At 59.7% G+C, this 15,772-nt stretch carries 16 protein-coding genes; 7 read left to right on the forward strand and 9 right to left on the reverse strand.

Going from position 1 to position 15,772, the window contains the following annotated elements; genetic code table 11:
• Position 1 precedes the first annotated feature (1 nt).
• Together EJA72_RS23940 and EJA72_RS23945 are read left to right on the forward strand one after the other, a co-directional pair.
• Positions 2-1,132 (forward strand): sensor histidine kinase KdpD, encoded by a 1,131-nt coding sequence (locus EJA72_RS23940; protein ID WP_157714374.1) that lies wholly within the window; start codon positions 2-4, stop codon positions 1,130-1,132.
• 243 nt (positions 1,133-1,375) lie between these two features.
• The gene (locus tag EJA72_RS23945; protein WP_157714375.1) at positions 1,376-2,305 is read left to right on the forward strand and encodes an RHS repeat-associated core domain-containing protein; all 930 of its coding nucleotides are present in this window, start codon (positions 1,376-1,378) and stop codon (positions 2,303-2,305) included.
• A 93-nt stretch (positions 2,306-2,398) separates the two neighbouring features.
• On the opposite strand, the gene EJA72_RS23950 is transcribed toward EJA72_RS23945, so the two are convergent.
• Complete coding sequence (locus EJA72_RS23950; protein WP_157714376.1) at positions 2,399-2,704, reverse strand: chaperone modulator CbpM; 306 nt, start codon at positions 2,702-2,704, stop codon at positions 2,399-2,401.
• Positions 2,705-2,727: 23 nt separating this feature from the next.
• Positions 2,728-3,675, reverse strand: coding sequence for a DnaJ C-terminal domain-containing protein (locus EJA72_RS23955; protein ID WP_157714377.1), 948 nt, complete (start codon positions 3,673-3,675; stop codon positions 2,728-2,730).
• A 297-nt stretch (positions 3,676-3,972) separates the two neighbouring features.
• On the opposite strand from EJA72_RS23955, the gene EJA72_RS23960 reads away from it, so the two are divergent.
• Positions 3,973-5,247, forward strand: coding sequence for an Hsp70 family protein (locus tag EJA72_RS23960; RefSeq protein ID WP_157714378.1), 1,275 nt, complete (start codon positions 3,973-3,975; stop codon positions 5,245-5,247).
• Positions 5,248-5,380: 133 nt separating this feature from the next.
• On the opposite strand, the gene EJA72_RS23965 is transcribed toward EJA72_RS23960, so the two are convergent.
• The 3 genes from EJA72_RS23965 to EJA72_RS23975 all read right to left on the reverse strand — a co-directional run bounded on the left by EJA72_RS23965 (position 5,381) and on the right by EJA72_RS23975 (position 7,799).
• The gene (locus tag EJA72_RS23965; protein ID WP_157714379.1) at positions 5,381-6,394 is read right to left on the reverse strand and encodes an AI-2E family transporter; all 1,014 of its coding nucleotides are present in this window, start codon (positions 6,392-6,394) and stop codon (positions 5,381-5,383) included.
• A gap of 240 nt (positions 6,395-6,634) precedes the next feature.
• Positions 6,635-6,940, reverse strand: a complete 306-nt coding sequence (locus tag EJA72_RS23970; RefSeq protein ID WP_157714380.1) for a PsiF family protein — start codon at positions 6,938-6,940, stop codon at positions 6,635-6,637.
• Between the two features lie 64 nt (positions 6,941-7,004).
• On the reverse strand, positions 7,005-7,799 hold the full coding sequence (locus tag EJA72_RS23975) for a helix-turn-helix domain-containing protein (RefSeq protein ID WP_157714381.1): 795 nt from the start codon (positions 7,797-7,799) through the stop codon (positions 7,005-7,007).
• 97 nt (positions 7,800-7,896) lie between these two features.
• Between EJA72_RS23975 and EJA72_RS23980 the strand changes: the two genes are divergently transcribed.
• Positions 7,897-8,772, forward strand: a complete 876-nt coding sequence (locus tag EJA72_RS23980; protein ID WP_157714382.1) for a DMT family transporter — start codon at positions 7,897-7,899, stop codon at positions 8,770-8,772.
• Between the two features lie 115 nt (positions 8,773-8,887).
• Here EJA72_RS23980 and EJA72_RS23985 read toward each other — a convergent pair whose 3' ends face one another.
• The 3 genes from EJA72_RS23985 to EJA72_RS23995 form a co-directional block, all read right to left on the reverse strand.
• Positions 8,888-9,778 carry a triacylglycerol lipase gene (locus EJA72_RS23985; RefSeq protein WP_157714383.1) on the reverse strand — a complete coding sequence of 297 codons (891 nt, stop codon included), beginning with the start codon at positions 9,776-9,778 and terminating at the stop codon, positions 8,888-8,890.
• 108 nt (positions 9,779-9,886) lie between these two features.
• Complete coding sequence (locus tag EJA72_RS23990; protein ID WP_157714384.1) at positions 9,887-10,192, reverse strand: multidrug efflux SMR transporter; 306 nt, start codon at positions 10,190-10,192, stop codon at positions 9,887-9,889.
• Positions 10,193-10,831, reverse strand: coding sequence for an FMN-dependent NADH-azoreductase (locus EJA72_RS23995; protein WP_157714385.1), 639 nt, complete (start codon positions 10,829-10,831; stop codon positions 10,193-10,195).
• A gap of 86 nt (positions 10,832-10,917) precedes the next feature.
• Between EJA72_RS23995 and EJA72_RS24000 the strand changes: the two genes are divergently transcribed.
• Positions 10,918-11,850 (forward strand): LysR substrate-binding domain-containing protein, encoded by a 933-nt coding sequence (locus EJA72_RS24000; RefSeq protein ID WP_372240737.1) that lies wholly within the window; start codon positions 10,918-10,920, stop codon positions 11,848-11,850.
• Positions 11,851-11,922: 72 nt separating this feature from the next.
• Here EJA72_RS24000 and EJA72_RS24005 read toward each other — a convergent pair whose 3' ends face one another.
• The gene (locus EJA72_RS24005; protein WP_157714387.1) at positions 11,923-13,998 is read right to left on the reverse strand and encodes an AsmA family protein; all 2,076 of its coding nucleotides are present in this window, start codon (positions 13,996-13,998) and stop codon (positions 11,923-11,925) included.
• Positions 13,999-14,385: 387 nt separating this feature from the next.
• Here EJA72_RS24005 and EJA72_RS24010 point away from each other — a divergent pair, with 387 nt between their 5' ends.
• Entirely contained in the window at positions 14,386-14,898 is a 513-nt protein-coding gene (locus EJA72_RS24010) for a hypothetical protein (RefSeq protein WP_157714388.1), read from the forward strand.
• 156 nt (positions 14,899-15,054) lie between these two features.
• Positions 15,055-15,687 carry a TetR family transcriptional regulator gene (locus tag EJA72_RS24015; RefSeq protein WP_157714389.1) on the forward strand — a complete coding sequence of 211 codons (633 nt, stop codon included), beginning with the start codon at positions 15,055-15,057 and terminating at the stop codon, positions 15,685-15,687.
• Positions 15,688-15,772 lie beyond the last annotated feature (85 nt).

Below are 15,772 nucleotides of genomic sequence, written 5' to 3' on the forward strand. Positions count from 1 at the left end.
CATGCGCTTATCCGAATTCATCAGGCAACACGTGGACCGTATCGTCGATGAATGGGAACAGTTCGCCAGAACCATCACCCCTGCCGCCGAAAACATGGATCAAGAGGCGTTGCGCGATCACGCCAAAGCTATCCTGCTGGCCGCCGCGCGCGACATGACCACCGCCCAGACCGCCAGCGAACAGCTCGCCAAGGCCAAGGGCGAAGGCCCGGAGAAAACCCCGAGTCTGGACGAAGCCGGCGCCAGTCACGGTGAGCTGCGGCACACGGTGGGCTTCGACCTGGTGCAAATGACCAGTGAATTCCGTCACCTTCGCGCCTGTGTGATTCGCTTGTGGGTCAACAGCCTTGAATCACCGGACCTGAGCTATTTCCAGGACATGATCCGCTTCAACGAAGCCATCGATGAAGCCCTGGCCGAATCGACGGCGGCGTATGCCGAACAGGTAAATCGTTCGCGGGATATCTTTCTGGCGATACTCGGGCACGACCTGCGCGCGCCGTTGCAGGCGGTGTCCATGTCCACAGAAGTGTTGATGCGCAAAGCCACCCTTGAAGGCGATGCGCTGGCCTGTGCGAACAACATCAGGCGTGGCGCGCGCCACATGGCGGTGATGGTCAGCGACTTGCTGGAGCTGGTGCGCAGCCGCCTGGGCAAGAGCCTGCCGATCGAACCGACGCCCATGGACCTGGCCGATGCGGCACATTCGGCCGTTGCCCAAGCCTGTGCCGGTAACCCCGAATGCGATCCAACGGTAACGGTGGAGGGTGATACACGGGGTTGCTGGGATACCGGGCGGCTGGATCAACTGCTGCAGAACCTGATTGGCAATGCACTACAGCATGGCCTGAACAAACGCGATGTCACGGTCACCCTCACCGGCGAGCCGGACAGCGTACGCCTCACGGTGCACAACCATGGCAATCCGATTCCCGAGGATGCCATCGGCACGATCTTCGACCCACTGGTGCGCAGAGCCGACGAAGAACTCGGCCAGCCGTCCACCAGCCTTGGGCTGGGACTGTTTATCGTCAAGGAAGTGGTCACCGCCCACGCCGGGACGATTGAAGTCACCTCGAGCGAGGCAGACGGGACGTTGTTTACGGTGGTGTTGCCGCGCGGAGCCCTATAGCCGCTTCCTCGCACCCCTGTAGCAGCTGTCGAGTGAAACGAGGCTGCGTTTTTTGGACTCGAAGATGTTCAAGCAGATCAAAAACGCAGCCTCGTTTCACTCGACAGCTGCTACAAAAGTCCTGTGCAGGTCCTTTCAGCAGTCGGGATTTCACTATCAGTTCTGATAGTTCCCGGTGCTCAGCAATAAGCTCACACTAAGGCCGTTGATCACAGTCGACTTTCTCACAGAGGAAAGGATCCCATGACCTACGCTTCCTCAAGCCAGCCTCACACCCTACTGCTGGCGACAGACAGTAAACATTCAATACTTGCGGAGCTTGCCGGGGGGCGGCCCAACTCCGTTACTTATTGCACCTATGGGCATCAGACCGCCCAGCAAAAGGTAGCCACGCACATGGGGTTCAACGGAGAAGTGCGCGAAAGCAGCCTCGGATGGTATTTACTGGGAAACGGCTACCGAGCTTACAACCCGGTATTAATGCGCTTTCATAGTCCGGACAGTTTGAGTCCATTTGGGGCGGGCGGCTTGAATGCGTATATGTATTGTGGTGGAGAGCCAGTGATGGGCTCGGATCCGTCGGGGCGGTTTAACCCTCGAAAGTGGTGGCCCAATATCAAGAAGACTTTCAAACCCAGGACGACAAATTCGTTTCCTGCCCTCGAAACCAGGCCAGGGACTCGCCCCAACGAATATTTACCACTTCCAAGGAACTCGCGTGCAGCGGCTGTTCCAACGTCGACAGTAAGCCTCCCGTCGAACACAAACTCACAAACACCCCCATCAGTGCGAGAAAATAGACGTAGAGGGTTACCGGACGGGTATGAGGACTATCAAGTTCCACCACCAAGACGCTACCTAAAAAAGGAATCTCCTCTTAGCCAAATTGTTAGCGCAGTAGCCAGCAACGCACGCGGTCCAGCTGGAGGAAGTACTACGCCGGCTCCATCACAGAATTACTCATTACCAGGCTCGTCCCGAAGCCGTGCATCCGTCCAAGCCGAAACTTCTACCTATGTAGTTCCTCCACTTGCACCAAGAAGGCTGCCGGATGGTTCTATCCGTCAATACCGTGTTCAAATAACGGAAGATGGCAACGTTACGCATAGTAGTTATGAAAAAACGGATTTGAGCGCGATACAAAAACAAATCAGACGGGATCCTCGTGGTTGATTTTCGACCCCAACGAAAGGGGTGGGCCATTAGACCCTCTCTGGTCTGATAAGCGGCGGAGTTATCGAGACGCATCTGTCCACAGTCCGCGACCTACTCCACCACCAACCGCGCCAACCGCTGCTTCAGCATCCGGTTCTCCGCCCTGAGCTGCTGAACTTCCTCGAGCAAGTCCAGCGCCAGGGCGACGCCTTCCCATTCCAGATCCAGGTCGTGCCGCAGCTTGGCGGCACGCTTGGCCAGTGCCAGTTCGTAATCGTTGAAACGCCAATCCTTGGGCTGCTGGCCCTGAGGTTCGAGGATGCCGTGTTCGACGATTTCGATCACGTAGACGTCCGACAGGTCGGTCGCCTCACAGAATTCTGCCATGTCCAGTTGAACGATCAGGGGGTTGCTCATGATGGGCTACTCCGTCTCTTGGATCAGAAATTTTCTCTTGGGTCGAAAGCGGCTTTTTTCGCCAGTTCCTGCCACAGCGCCTTGACCTCGTCGCTCGACGTTTTAGGCATCACGGCCTTCAATTGCACGAACAGGTAGCCACGCTCACCCGCTTTATTCAACAGGCCATGGCCCTTGGCACGCATGCGCTGGCCGTTCTGGCTGCCGGCGGGAACCTTGAGGTTGATCTTGCCGGTCAGTGTCGGCACCGCCACTTCGGTACCCAGCGCCAATTCCCACGGTGCGAGCGGCAGCGTGATGATCAGGTTCTCGCCTTCGACGTCGAACTTCGGATGCGGCGCGAAGCGGATGATCAGGAACAGGTCGCCATTGGCACCACCACCGATGCCGGGAGCACCCTGGCCTTTCAAGCGAATGCGCTCGCCGTCGGTCACGCCTGCGGGGATCTTCACGTTCAGGCTTTTGCTGGTGTTGCTGACGTGTTGGCCGGCAGCGTTGTACTGCGGCACCTGGAAGGTGACCTTCTTCGATTCATTCGAAAGTGTTTCTTCCAGGAAAATCGCCAGTTCCATTTCCACGTCTTGCCCTCGACGTCCGGCGCTGCGGCCTGACTGTCCACCACCAAAACCAGGGCCACGGTTGCCGAAGATCGAACTGAAAAAGTCCGAAAAATCGCCCGTGTCCTGACCACCACCAAAACCGCCCGTGCCACGCCCCTGCCAACCTGGCGGGCCCTGGAACGGTTGGCCGTGCTGGCCGTATTTGCGCAAGTCGTCGTATTCGGCGCGCTTGTCGGCACTTTTCAGCGCTTCATAGGCTTCCGAGGCGTCCTTGAACTTGGCCTCGGCGTCTTTTTCCTTGCTGACGTCGGGGTGGTATTTGCGCGCGAGTTTGCGATAAGCGGCCTTGATGGTCTTATCGTCCGCGGTCGGTTCCACACCGAGAATCTTGTAATAGTCTTTGAAGTCCATCTGAGGATCACCATCCGTTATCGATATCGCGCCGTCACCGACAGCATGCGCTTATTGGCTGCCGTCAGGTTGACCGATCTCAAGGTAGTGACCGGGAGGCGCATCAGAAGTTTATCGGCAGCGGGAGGCGGTTCTTGTGACCGTCCGATGGCTGCCAGGCTCAATGCAGACAAGTTTGGGGCATCCCGCCAGCTTATCAAGGCGCTATTGGTTGAGATTTAGCGGATAGTCGGCCTTCGAATCTGTGCCGCTCTGACATACACTGCGCGGCCGTTTTTTAACCGGAACCTGAAAGACATGAAAAACGCATCTCCAGCCCGTGCCTGTGGTATCGACTTCGGCACGTCCAACTCCACCGTCGGCTGGCTGCGCCCCGGCATGGAAACGCTGATCGCGCTGGAGGACGACAAGATCACCCTGCCTTCGGTGGTGTTCTTCAACATGGAAGAACGCCGCCCGGTGTACGGCCGCCTGGCGCTGCACGAGTACCTGGAAGGCTACGAAGGCCGCCTGATGCGCTCGCTCAAGAGCCTGCTGGGTTCCAAGCTGATCAAGCACGACACCAGCGTCCTCGGCACCGCGATGCCGTTCAAGGACCTGCTCGGGCTGTTTATCGGTCAATTGAAGAAACGTGCCGAGACCGCCGCTGGTCGGGAATTCGAGGAAGTGGTGCTGGGTCGTCCGGTGTTCTTCGTCGATGACGATGAGATGGCCGACCAGGAAGCCGAAAACACCTTGGTCGACGTGGCTCGCGCCATCGGCTTCAAGGACGTGTCGTTCCAGTACGAGCCGATTGCAGCCGCCTTCGACTACGAGTCGACCATCGAAAAAGAAGAGCTGGTACTGATCGTCGACATCGGCGGGGGTACGTCCGACTTCTCGCTGGTGCGCCTGTCCCCGGAACGTCGCACCCACGATAACCGTCACGACGACATCCTCGCCACCGGCGGCGTGCACATCGGCGGGACCGATTTTGACAAGCAGTTGAGCCTGCAAGGCCTGATGCCGCTGTTTGGCTACGGCAGCCGGATGAAGAGCGGCGCCTACATGCCGACCAGCCACCACATGAACCTGGCGACCTGGCACACCATCAACTCGGTGTACTCGCAGAAATCGACCCTGGCCCTGGGCAGCATGCGCTACGACATCGAAGACACCGGCGGCATTGACCGTCTGTTCAAGTTGATCGACCAGCGTGCCGGGCACTGGCTGGCCATGGAAGTGGAAGAAACCAAGATCCAGCTGACCCACGCCGACAACCGTCACGTGCCGCTGGATCGCATTGAACCGGGTTTGAGCGTTGAGCTGAGCCGTGCGCTGTTCGAATCGGCCATCGAAAACCTGCTGGAGCGCGTACGCAATAGCGTGACCCAGATGCTGAACGACGCCGATGTGCGGGTCGATCAGGTGGACACGGTGTTCTTCACCGGTGGTTCGAGCGGGATTCCGGCCTTGCGCAACAGCGTTTCGGCGATGTTGCCGAATGCGCGGCATGTGGAAGGGAACATCTTCGGCAGCATCGGCAGTGGTTTGGCGATTGAAGCCGCCAAGCGTTACGGCCCGATGGATTGACCGAAATCCTGTGGCGAGGGAGCTTGTCGGAACGCCGCACCGTCCCGCTGGGTCGCGAAGCGGCCCCCAAAATGGGACTGCTACGCAGTCCAGCGGGAGCAAGCTCCCTCGCCACAGTTAGATCGGCACTGGGTCAAACCATCCCCACCAGCTTCAACTCACTCTTCAGGTACGCGTAATAAATCGGCCCCGCCACCACCCCCGGCAGGCCGAACGCGGCCTCGAACACCAGCATCGCCAGCAGCAACTCCCACGACTTGGCACTGATCTGCCCGCCCACGATGCGCGCGTTGAGGAAGTATTCGAGCTTGTGGATAAAAATCAGATAACCCAACGCCGCCACTGCAACCCAGATCGACAGCGACAAACCGACGATGGTGATCAAGGTGTTCGACATCAGGTTGCCAATCACCGGCAACAAGCCGAGCAGGAACGTCAGCACGATCAGGGTTTTGGTCAGCGGCAGCTTGATGCCGAACATCGGCAGGATCACCGCGAGGAAGATTGCGGTGAAGAAGGTGTTCAGCAGCGAGATTTTGATCTGCGCGAACACAATGTTGCGAAACGCCTGGACCAGCAGGTGCAGACGCTCGAACAGCGCAGCAGCCAACGGCTTGCGCTTGGTCACGTCCGGCACCCGCTGCAAGGCAATGATCGCCCCCAGCACCATACCGATCAGCAGCGTCACGAACATGTGCGCCGCGTCCTTGCCGACGAGCTGCAGGTCGCTGAGGTGTTTGCTCATCCACTCGCCAATGGCCACGCGAAATTCGGCAGCGCTGGCGGGCAGGTAGGCGTCGATGAACGGCGGCAATTGCCCACGGGCGCGGTCGACCACATGCATGAATTTGTCGAGCGATGCGCCGGGGTTTTCCGCTTCGTGCAGCAGGAAGCTGATGGCGCCGGCGAAGATCAGCGTCAGCACACTGACCACTAATGTGCCCAGCAGCGCTACCGCCAACCAGCGCGCACGCCGCCCTTCGATCAGTCGTTGCAATTGCGGGGTGAGCATGTTGACCAGCTCGAACACCAGCAACCCGGCCAGCAGGCTGGGCAGCAAACGCAGCGGGAGCACTAGCAGCAAACCACCAAAAATGATGACCCAACTGATCAGCAGCAAAACTTGGCGTTGAGAAAACGTTGGCATACAGCCTCAAAACGAACGGCGTAAAGGATTGGCAGTCTGCCAGCGTTCCGATGTCAGCACTAGGGATTGTGTGGGGCGACCTTGGTCGGGGGTTCAGGCGACTATTTACAGCGCCCCTGCCGCCCTCATCGCGAGCAGGCTCACTCCCACACTTGACCGCGCAGCCGAACAAAATGTGGGAGCGAGACCGGCTTGCCGGCGATGGGGCCCTCACAGCCCCCACATCTCTCGGCCCATTATTTATTTTTTCTTCAGGCAATCACTCATGAACGCCTTGCGCTCATCGCCCTTAAGGGCCTTGGTCGCCGCATCGGCGTTGCAGGTTTTCATCTTCTCCTGCTGAGGGGTCATGGTCTTGGCGTCGTTGGCCGCCGGCGCGGCTTTGAGGCAGGTGCTCATGAAGGCTTTGCGCTCATCGCCCTTGAGGGTTTTCGCGGTAGCGTCGGCATTGCACGTGGTCATCTTGTTCTGTTGCGCAGTGGCGGCGAAGCCTTGGGAGCAGAGCAGCAAACCGATCATCAACAAAGGGACACGCAACATCTTCATGGAGTTTTCTCCTTGTTACCGCACCGAGGGGCACGGCCTCGTTTTGCAGTGTAGACAAAGCCTGTTACACCTTCCTGCTCTCGAGGTGGCTGCGTCGATACTGCTCCGGCGTACACCCGGCCTGACGCTGGAACATCGCAATAAAAGCCGAGCCTGTGCTGTAACCCATGTCGAAGGCGATTTCCTGAATGCTGAGGTGACTGTCCAGCGCCTCAATCGCCACCAGAAACCGTAACCGCTGACGCCACTCGCCGAAACTCATGCCCAGTTCGCGCACGAACTGCCGCGCGAGGGTCCGTTCGCTGACATGGACCTGCTCGGCCCACTCCGCCAACGGCCGATTGTCACCCGGATCGGCCTGCAAGGCTTCGAGTATGCCGAGCAAGCCGGGACTGCTGGCGTAAGGCAGGTAACACTCATGCACCGGCGCCTGTTGCAACTGATCCACCAATACCTGGGCCAGGCGCCTGTCGGCCTCCTGCTCGGGAATTTGTACATCACGGGCTGCGAAATCCTTGAGGATCGCCTTGAGAATGTCGCTGATCGCCAGGGTGCAGGCCTGCGCCGGCAGATCGCGACACAACACAGGTGCGAGGCAGACGGCACGATAGTTGATCGGTTGATTGCTGTAGAAACTGTGCTCGACCTGCGGCGGCACCCAAACGGCGTACTGGGGTGGCGACATGAAACGACTGCTGCCGATTTCCATGTGCAAGACGCCATTGGCCGAGTACTCGAGCGTGCCCCATGGATGACGGTGCGCTGAAGCGTATTCGTGAGTGTCGAAGTCGGCATAACGGAAGTACACCGGCGACGGCAGTTCGCTGAAATCGAGCAGGTCGATGTGTTTGCTGTTCATGCTGTCCGTCAAAAGGGCCGAGTTGTCTGGATCGAAGTATAGGCTTTCATCCAGACACCGGATAATGCCCGCTCATTCATGTTCTGGTTTGTTCCTGATGCAATATGCGTATCCCCTGCTGGCCATTTTTATCTGGGCCGGCAACACCGTGATCACCAAAATGTCGGCCGGGGCGATCTTCCCTGCCGAGATCGGCTTTTACCGCTGGCTGCTGGCCGGATTGTTGTTCACGCCCTTCATGCTCAAACCGGTGATCGCCCATTGGCCGCTGATCCGCCCGAACCTGGGCAAGGTGTTCGTCCTGGGCGTGCTCGGGATGGCGGTCTATCAAAGCCTGGCGTATTTCGCCGCCTCGCTGACCACGGCCACCAACATGGGGATCATCCTGTCGCTGATGCCATTGATGTCGCTGGCCATGGCGATCGTCAGTCTCGGCCAGCGCCTGACCGCCGGTGCACTGGCAGGTGCGGTGCTGTCGTTTGCTGGCGTGTTGGTGGTGGTTTCTTCTGGAAGCCTGGCCGTGCTGCTGGAGCACGGGATCAACCTGGGCGACGCGATGATGCTGGTCGCCACGCTGGCCTATGCGATTTACAGCACGCTGCTGAAAAAATGGCAGCTGCGCCTGCCGCCGCTGGTGTTGCTGTATTTGCAGGTGCTGGTGGCGGTGGTGGTGCTGTTTCCGCTGTTTGTCGTATCGCCAAAAATCGGCCCGACGCTGCAGAACATTCCGCTGGTGCTGTATGCCTGCCTGTTGGCTTCGATGATTGCACCACTGGCGTGGATGCAGGCGGTGGTGCGCCTGGGGCCTAGCCGGACGGTGCTGTTTTTCAATCTGTTGCCGTTGATTACGGCGCTGATCGCGGCGGTGGTGCTGCATGAGCAGCTGGCGATGTATCACCTGGGGGGCGGGGTGTTGACGCTGGGTGGAGTGATTCTTTCGGAGCGGTGGACCACGGTTTTAGGACGTTCGTAATGCTCTGTGGCGAGGGAGCTTGCTCCCGTTGGGCTGCGAAGCGGCCCTTTTTGCGACCGCTTCGCGCTCGAACGGGACGGTGCGGCGTTCCGACAAGCTCCCTCGCCACAGGAGGCTAAACCCCGGCAGCCTTCAACCGCGCCGCATGCTCGACAAACAGCCTGATCGGCTCCGCCCCCTTCCCCACCAACCCCAGCGACTGATTGACGATGTCGAAGTGATCCAGCGGAAAATCATCGCCAATCACCGTCCCCAAGTGCGAGCTGTATCGCCCGACCATCCCGTCGCAATGCCCGACCTCGCGAACGAAGGTGGTGGCAAACAACCGGCAACTGCGGTTCGTCCCGTCAAACAGGTTGCGCCCGCGATCCGTCCTGCCCGGCTGCAATGTCCCGGACCACGAGTAATAGCGCACGCCGTTCTCCACTTCCGGCCCGTGCCCACCCCAGGTGTGCGGCAAGCCCTGTGGATAACGCTGGTTGAACAACGCCACCCCCGCCGTCGTCAGGGATTCATGGGACGCGTGAATGTCCACCGGCAGCTTCGGCCCGCGATAGCCGGTTTCCAACAGGCTCATCAACGCGCCAATCACCCGCAGTAAAAAGGCCAGCAGCCGGCCTTTCGCACTGTCCGCGGGATAATGCGTGTGCAGGTAGTCCGCCAGTTCCGAGCCATGATTGGGCCCCGCCACCGAGGTGACCGAAGCCACCCGGTCCGGGCGTTTGGCGGCGGCATAACGGGCGGTTAGCGAGCCCTGGCTGTGGCCGATCAGGTTGACCTTCTCGGCACCGGTTTCCCGCAGAATCTCGTCAATGCGCGCCAGCAGTTGCTCGCCGCGCACCTCGTTTGAGTTGAGTGGCGAAACCTGCACCGCAATCACCGTCGCACCACCCTGGCGCAACGCCGCGACGATCCCGTACCAGTACGGATAAAGCACCAGACGGATAAACCCGAGCATTCCCGGGACCAGCACCAGCGGGTAACGCGTGGCGGAACCTTGCGACATGAGCGAACGTCCTTGTGATCGGTGAGTTGACGCAAGGCTGAATGCAAAACAGCAGCCAAGCATTACCCGTGAAGATGACAACGCCACGACCAGTCTATGACATCCGCCCTATTTCAGGCCGACCACCCCCGCCACAATCAGCCCGACCGACACCAGTTTGATCGCCGTCAGGCTTTCACCGAGCAGCGCGAACCCAAGAAACACGGTGCCCAGCGAACCGATCGCGGTCCAGATCGGGTAGGCGATGCTCACCGGTAACTCGCGCATGGCCAGGGTCAGAAAGTAAATCCCGCCCACGGCCGCCACGACGGTGATCAGCGATGGCCAGGGTCGGGTAAAACCTTCGGCGTACTTCATGCCCATGGCGAACGTGACTTCGAACCCGGCGGCGATCAGCAAAAACAGCCAGGCCATCTAGAACTCCCTGGCCAGCGCCAGCAAACGCTGCTCGGCCTCGGCGGCGGAGACTTCAAAGGTGCGGTCAGTGGATTCTTCGCCTTCGGCCGCCACCACGGTGACGTCGGTAATGCCGATGAAACCCAGCGCCGTGCGCAGCAACGGATCCGCATGATTCAAGGCTTCCAGCGCACCGCCCGGCCCGAAGCCGAAACCGCCACGACTGGTGACAATCAACGCCTTCTTGCCCCGCACCAATGGCTCGTACTGGGCCACGCCGTTATCCAGCGTGTGATTGAAGGTCAGCCCGACCCGCACGATCTGATCGATCCAGGCCTTCAGGCCGCTGGGCACGCTGAAGTTGTGCATCGGCGTGGAAATCACCAAAAGATCGTGCCCAAGCAACTCGCCGACCAGCTCATCGCTGAAGGCCAGGTCGGCCTGCATCGACAGCGGCCGCGCATCGGGCTCGGGGTAAAACGCGGCGGCCACAAACGCTTCGTTGACCGGTGGAATCAAGGCTCGACCGACTTCGCGACGAGTCAGGCGTGCCTGTGGATGGCGGGCCTGCCAGGCTGAAAGAAAGACTTCGGCCAGGCGCCGCGAGTGCGAACGTTCACCCCGAGGGCTGGCGTGAACCGCAAGAATTTTGCTCATCTGAATCTCCTGAAGAACTAGACTTAAACGGCTTGCAGATTGATGTGCGCAGCCACCTACCTTCAACTGAGCAAAAATCAGTCTGGATGAATCCATTTCATCCATGGAGTGTTCAAATGTTTGCCTCGTTACCCCTGACGGCCTTACGCGCGTTTGAATCCGCCTCGCGCCTGTTGAGCTTCAAGGCTGCCGCAGAAGAACTGTCAGTGACGCCAACGGCGGTGTCCCATCAGATTCGCTCGCTGGAAAACTGGCTGGGCGTGCCGTTGTTCGAGCGACTGCCACGCCAGGTACGCCTCACCGAGTGTGGCCAGCGGTTGTTCCACAGCCTGCATGGCGCCTTGCTGGACGTGGCACAAAGCATCGACACCCTGCGCCCGCAACGCAGTGGCTCAAGCCTGACGATTTCCACCACTGCCGCATTCGCCGCCCTCTGGCTGGTGCCTCGGCTGGGACGTTTCTATGCCCGACACCCAAACATCAGCCTGCGGCTGGACACCCATTGCGAAGTGATCGATCTGCACCAGGACGCCAGCGTCGACTTGGTGGTGCGCTACAGCCTCGATGACTACCCTAACCTTTATGGGTTGTGCCTGTTTGATGAATCGTTCGGCGTTTATGGTTCGCCCGGACAAGTGGCGCAGGCGGCTGAGCACACGCCGACGCTGATCAGCGTGCGTTGGCACAATTCCAAGTTGTACGCCCATGGCTGGGAGGCTTGGTGCGCGCTGGCCCGTGAAAATTGGCTGGCGGCGCAACCGTCGGTCCGCGAATACGACGAAGAGCATTACGCCCTGCAAGCGGCCATCGCCGGACAAGGTCTGGTGCTGGCGAGCAATATTCTGGTGTCGGAGAGTGTGGCCAGCGGTTTGCTCGTGGCTTACCGAGGGGATGTCCAGGTCGACGGGGCCGGATACAGCGCCCTTTGCGTCCCGGGACGCGAGCGACATCCGCCGGTCCGGGCGTTCTTTTCCTGGTTGCGGGAGGAAGCGTTGCTGTCCGGGCATGCGTTGGGGTGATCGCCTTTCGCGAGCAGGCAGGGATTCGACACTAAACCTGCTCGCGATGGCGTCATGACAGACACCGCAAATCTATTTGGTTGGCTTGACCGTCACAGGCGCCTTGCCCGCCTTCATCTGCTCCAGCAACGGCGCGCACTGATTCGGCTCTCCACCACTCGGCGCCACCAGCGCCAGCAGCCCCGCCGCTGGCGCGGCAATCACACCCAGAGCCACCATCCCCGCGCCGCGCAACATCAGTGGTACGGCTTTTACACCGGCATCCGGCTTGATGAACTTGCCCCGCACATACAATGGTGAGCGCAACGAAATCAGCCGCCAGCCTTTGGACTCCGGCGTAATCGTCAGGTCCAGCTGCTCCGTGGCCATGTTCGCCGTGCCATCGATATAGATGATGGCGTTCTCCGTGTCGAAAACGAACAGGCGCGTGGTCGCCAGCCCCGACTTGATATCGAAGTCGGCGGCCGCGCAATTGATCTTCACTTCCTTGTCGCCAAAGATCCGCCCGACCACATAGTTACCGACATTAAGCCCGGCCAGCTCCATCAACTCGCGGCTGATGGCGCCGTCGTTGATCAGCATTTTCAAATTCCCGTTAGCACTGCCCAGCAGCTTTGCCACTGAATTGCCGCGCCCACTGATGTCGGCATCGCCATTCAGCTCGCCGAAACTGGTTTTCATCGGTTCGAAGGTCGGGAACAACTGCTTGAGTTTGAAACCGCGCGCGGTGAGCTTGGCCTTCCCCTCCAAAGGATCGGCCTGACCGTTCAGGCGAATTTGCGCGTCAAGCTTGCCGCCTGCCACGCCAAAACGCAGGGGTTCGAGGCTGAGCACGCCATCGGTCAGCACCACGTGGGTATAAAGGTCATTGAACGGCAGTTTTTCGCTGTGGACGATGCGTTTGCCAGTGAACTCGATGTCGGCGTCCATATCGCGCCAGCGCTCGGTCTTGAACTCCTCAACCGGCAACACTTTGTCCGTCGGCTGCTTGCTTTCACCGCCACGGGCCTTTTGCTTGGCGTTCGAGTCGGCACCGATCAACGGCGCCAGGTCGGCAAACAACAGTTGGTTGGAAACCAGCGCACCGCTGAGTTTCGGCCGAGGCTGGCTGGCGACATAGGCCAGGCTGCCATGGATGTCGCTCTGGCCGATCTTGCCGTTGAACTCTTCATAGCGGAAGACCGCCCCACCCGCCTCGTGCAGCTTGGCAACCAAGTGACCGTCCGTGGCATACGGCGGAGTATCCGGCAGGGTGACGCCGGTCAGCGGGTAGAGGTTACCGAGGCTGGTGCCGGCCAGTTTCAGCTGCAAGTCCAGCGCACCGAGGTTCAGGGGATCCGTCAGGGTCCCGGCCAGCTCGATGCTGGTGTCGGCAATCTTCACCTGCGCCTGCAACGGAAACGGTTTGGCAGCGTCCTGTAACGCCAGCAGCCCACCAATCTTACCCTGCCCCGCGAGTTTCTGATCGTGGTATTGGCCTTTGACCTTCAGTGCAAAGGCATAGTCCTGAGGCGCAGCACCTTTTTCCTGCGCGGTTTTCGCAGCCTTGTCGCCCACGATCTCACTGAATGGAATCGGCTTGCCGAGCGGGTCGATGATCAAGTCGAGCTGCGTCTTCAAGCTCTGATCGTCGAGGGTGACGTGGCCCTTGTCGAAGCCGATGGCTCCGATGTCCACCACCCAGTTCGAGGGTTCGGCGTTGGGGTCCTTGGGGTCGAACTTGAACGTCCAGTTGGCGCGGCCATCCGCCAGACGTTGCAGTTGGGCATTCGGCTCAGTGAGGTCGATACGCGGGATCACCACGCGTTGCGCCAGCAAGGCCAGGGGCGAGATGCGCAACTCGACGCGCTTGAGGGTCACCATCTGCGGTTGTTTCGACCAGTCCGGGTTGCCCAGGCTCAAATCCTCCGCCACCACATGCGGCCACGGCACCCAGGCGCGCCAGCCGCCCTCGTCGGGCTCACGCTGCCAGACCACCGCGAGGTTGCCGTTGATGGCGAACGGGCGGTGCAGTTCTTCGGACACTTTGGCATTGAGCGGTGGTTTGATCCGGTTCCAATCGAAGAACACGATGACCAGAACCAGTACCGCCAGCAGCACAACCAGGCTGGCGAAGGTCCAGGCGAAGATTTTACGGGTGCGCGTCATTGCACAGGGCTCCTGATATGACGTAGCGCCCTGACTGCGACGCGTGTGTGAAACGTTAGGCCGGAACCGGCCTGTCATGGAATGTACGACTGGAAAACCGGGCGCAGGTTTAACCGAAATGCCGCTTAACGTTCAAATAATCGGCCGGGGACACCCTGCTCTCGCCATCCGGTGTTACCGCACCCGCACTTTTGTGCGGCGCGAGTGAGTTGAAAATACCCACATCAGTGCGAAAACGCTCGCCGGAAAGGCCCGTTCTAGAGCCTTCGAACGGAACAATCAATTCTGTTGATTATTACCATTGTCTTTATGAACTTTCATATCGACTTATCGAGAGTAGCATTGCCCTCGTACCCACTTCATCGCCCTCCTACGGAGCACCCAATCATGAAACGCCAATTACTGCTTAGCCTTACTCTCTCGCTGCTGGCCAGCACCGCTTTCGCTCTGCCAGCTGCAGACCAGGCTACCCCGCAAGTCAAATCGACCCATACGGTGTTCGGTCAGACGGTTGCCGCTGATGGTTCGGACCGCACTCCACAAGGTCAAACTCTGGCTGAAGGTGGTAACGATCGCCTGAAAGAAAAAGGCCTGATCACCCAAGACGGTTCCGATCGCACCCCACAAGGCCAAACCCTGGCTGCTGACGGCTCCGACCGCACTCCACAAGGTCAAACCCTTGCCGCTGACGGTTCCGACCGCACTCCACAAGGTCAGACCCTCGCTGCTGACGGTTCCGATCGCACTCCACAAGGTCAAACCCTGGCTGCTGACGGTTCCGACCGCACTCCACAAGGTCAAACCCTGGCTGCTGACGGTTCCGACCGCACTCCACAAGGCCAGACCCTCGCTGAAGGCGGTGGTGATCGTGTCATCGAACGCAACAGCGCTGTGAGCTAAGCCTATGGCCGCCCTGAAAAAAAGCCCAATCCCCGGATTGGGCTTTTGACTTAATAGAAGCAGCACCTCCTCGCCTGATTCCCCCGATAGTCGTTCGACGCCGGCAAAGCCGATTTGCTAGAGTGCGCCGCTGTCCTGTCCAGAAAATACCCTGCGATGCTGCCCCGCGCCGAACAGAAACAACAAACCCGCAACGCCTTGATGGACGCTGCCCGCCACCTGATGGAATGCGGCCGAGGATTCGGCAGCCTGAGCCTGCGCGAAGTGGCGAAAACCGCCGGAATCGTGCCGACCGGGTTCTACCGGCATTTCGCCGACATGGACGAACTGGGCCTGGTGCTGGTGAGTGAAGTCGGGCAGACCTTCCGCGAAACCATTCGCCTGGTGCGCCATAACGAATTCGTGATGGGCGGCATTATCGATGCCTCGGTGCGGATCTTTCTCGACGTGGTCTCGGCCAATCGTTCGCAGTTCCTGTTCCTGGCTCGCGAGCAATACGGCGGCTCGCTCCCGGTGCGCCTGGCCATTGGTCGCTTGCGCGAGGACATCAGCTCGGACCTGGCGGCCGACCTGTCGTTGATGCCGAAACTGCAACACCTGGACATCGCCGGCCTTAGCGTGATGGCTGACCTGATTGTCAAAAGTGTATTTGCGACCTTGCCCGACATCATCGATCCGCCCGCCCAGGCACTGCCCGAGCATTTGACGCCGCAGGCGAAAATCACTCAGCAGCTGCGCTTTATTTTCATCGGCCTAAAGCATTGGCAAGGCCTCGGTAGCACTGAATAACTCCCATAACCCCAAATTCCCCCTGTAGGAGCGAGCTTGCTCGCGATGGTGTGTCAGTCGGCACTGTTGTGACTGACACACCATC

Source organism: Pseudomonas sp. PB120 (assembly GCF_009761815.1).
Classification (GTDB): Bacteria; Pseudomonadota; Gammaproteobacteria; order Pseudomonadales; family Pseudomonadaceae; genus Aquipseudomonas.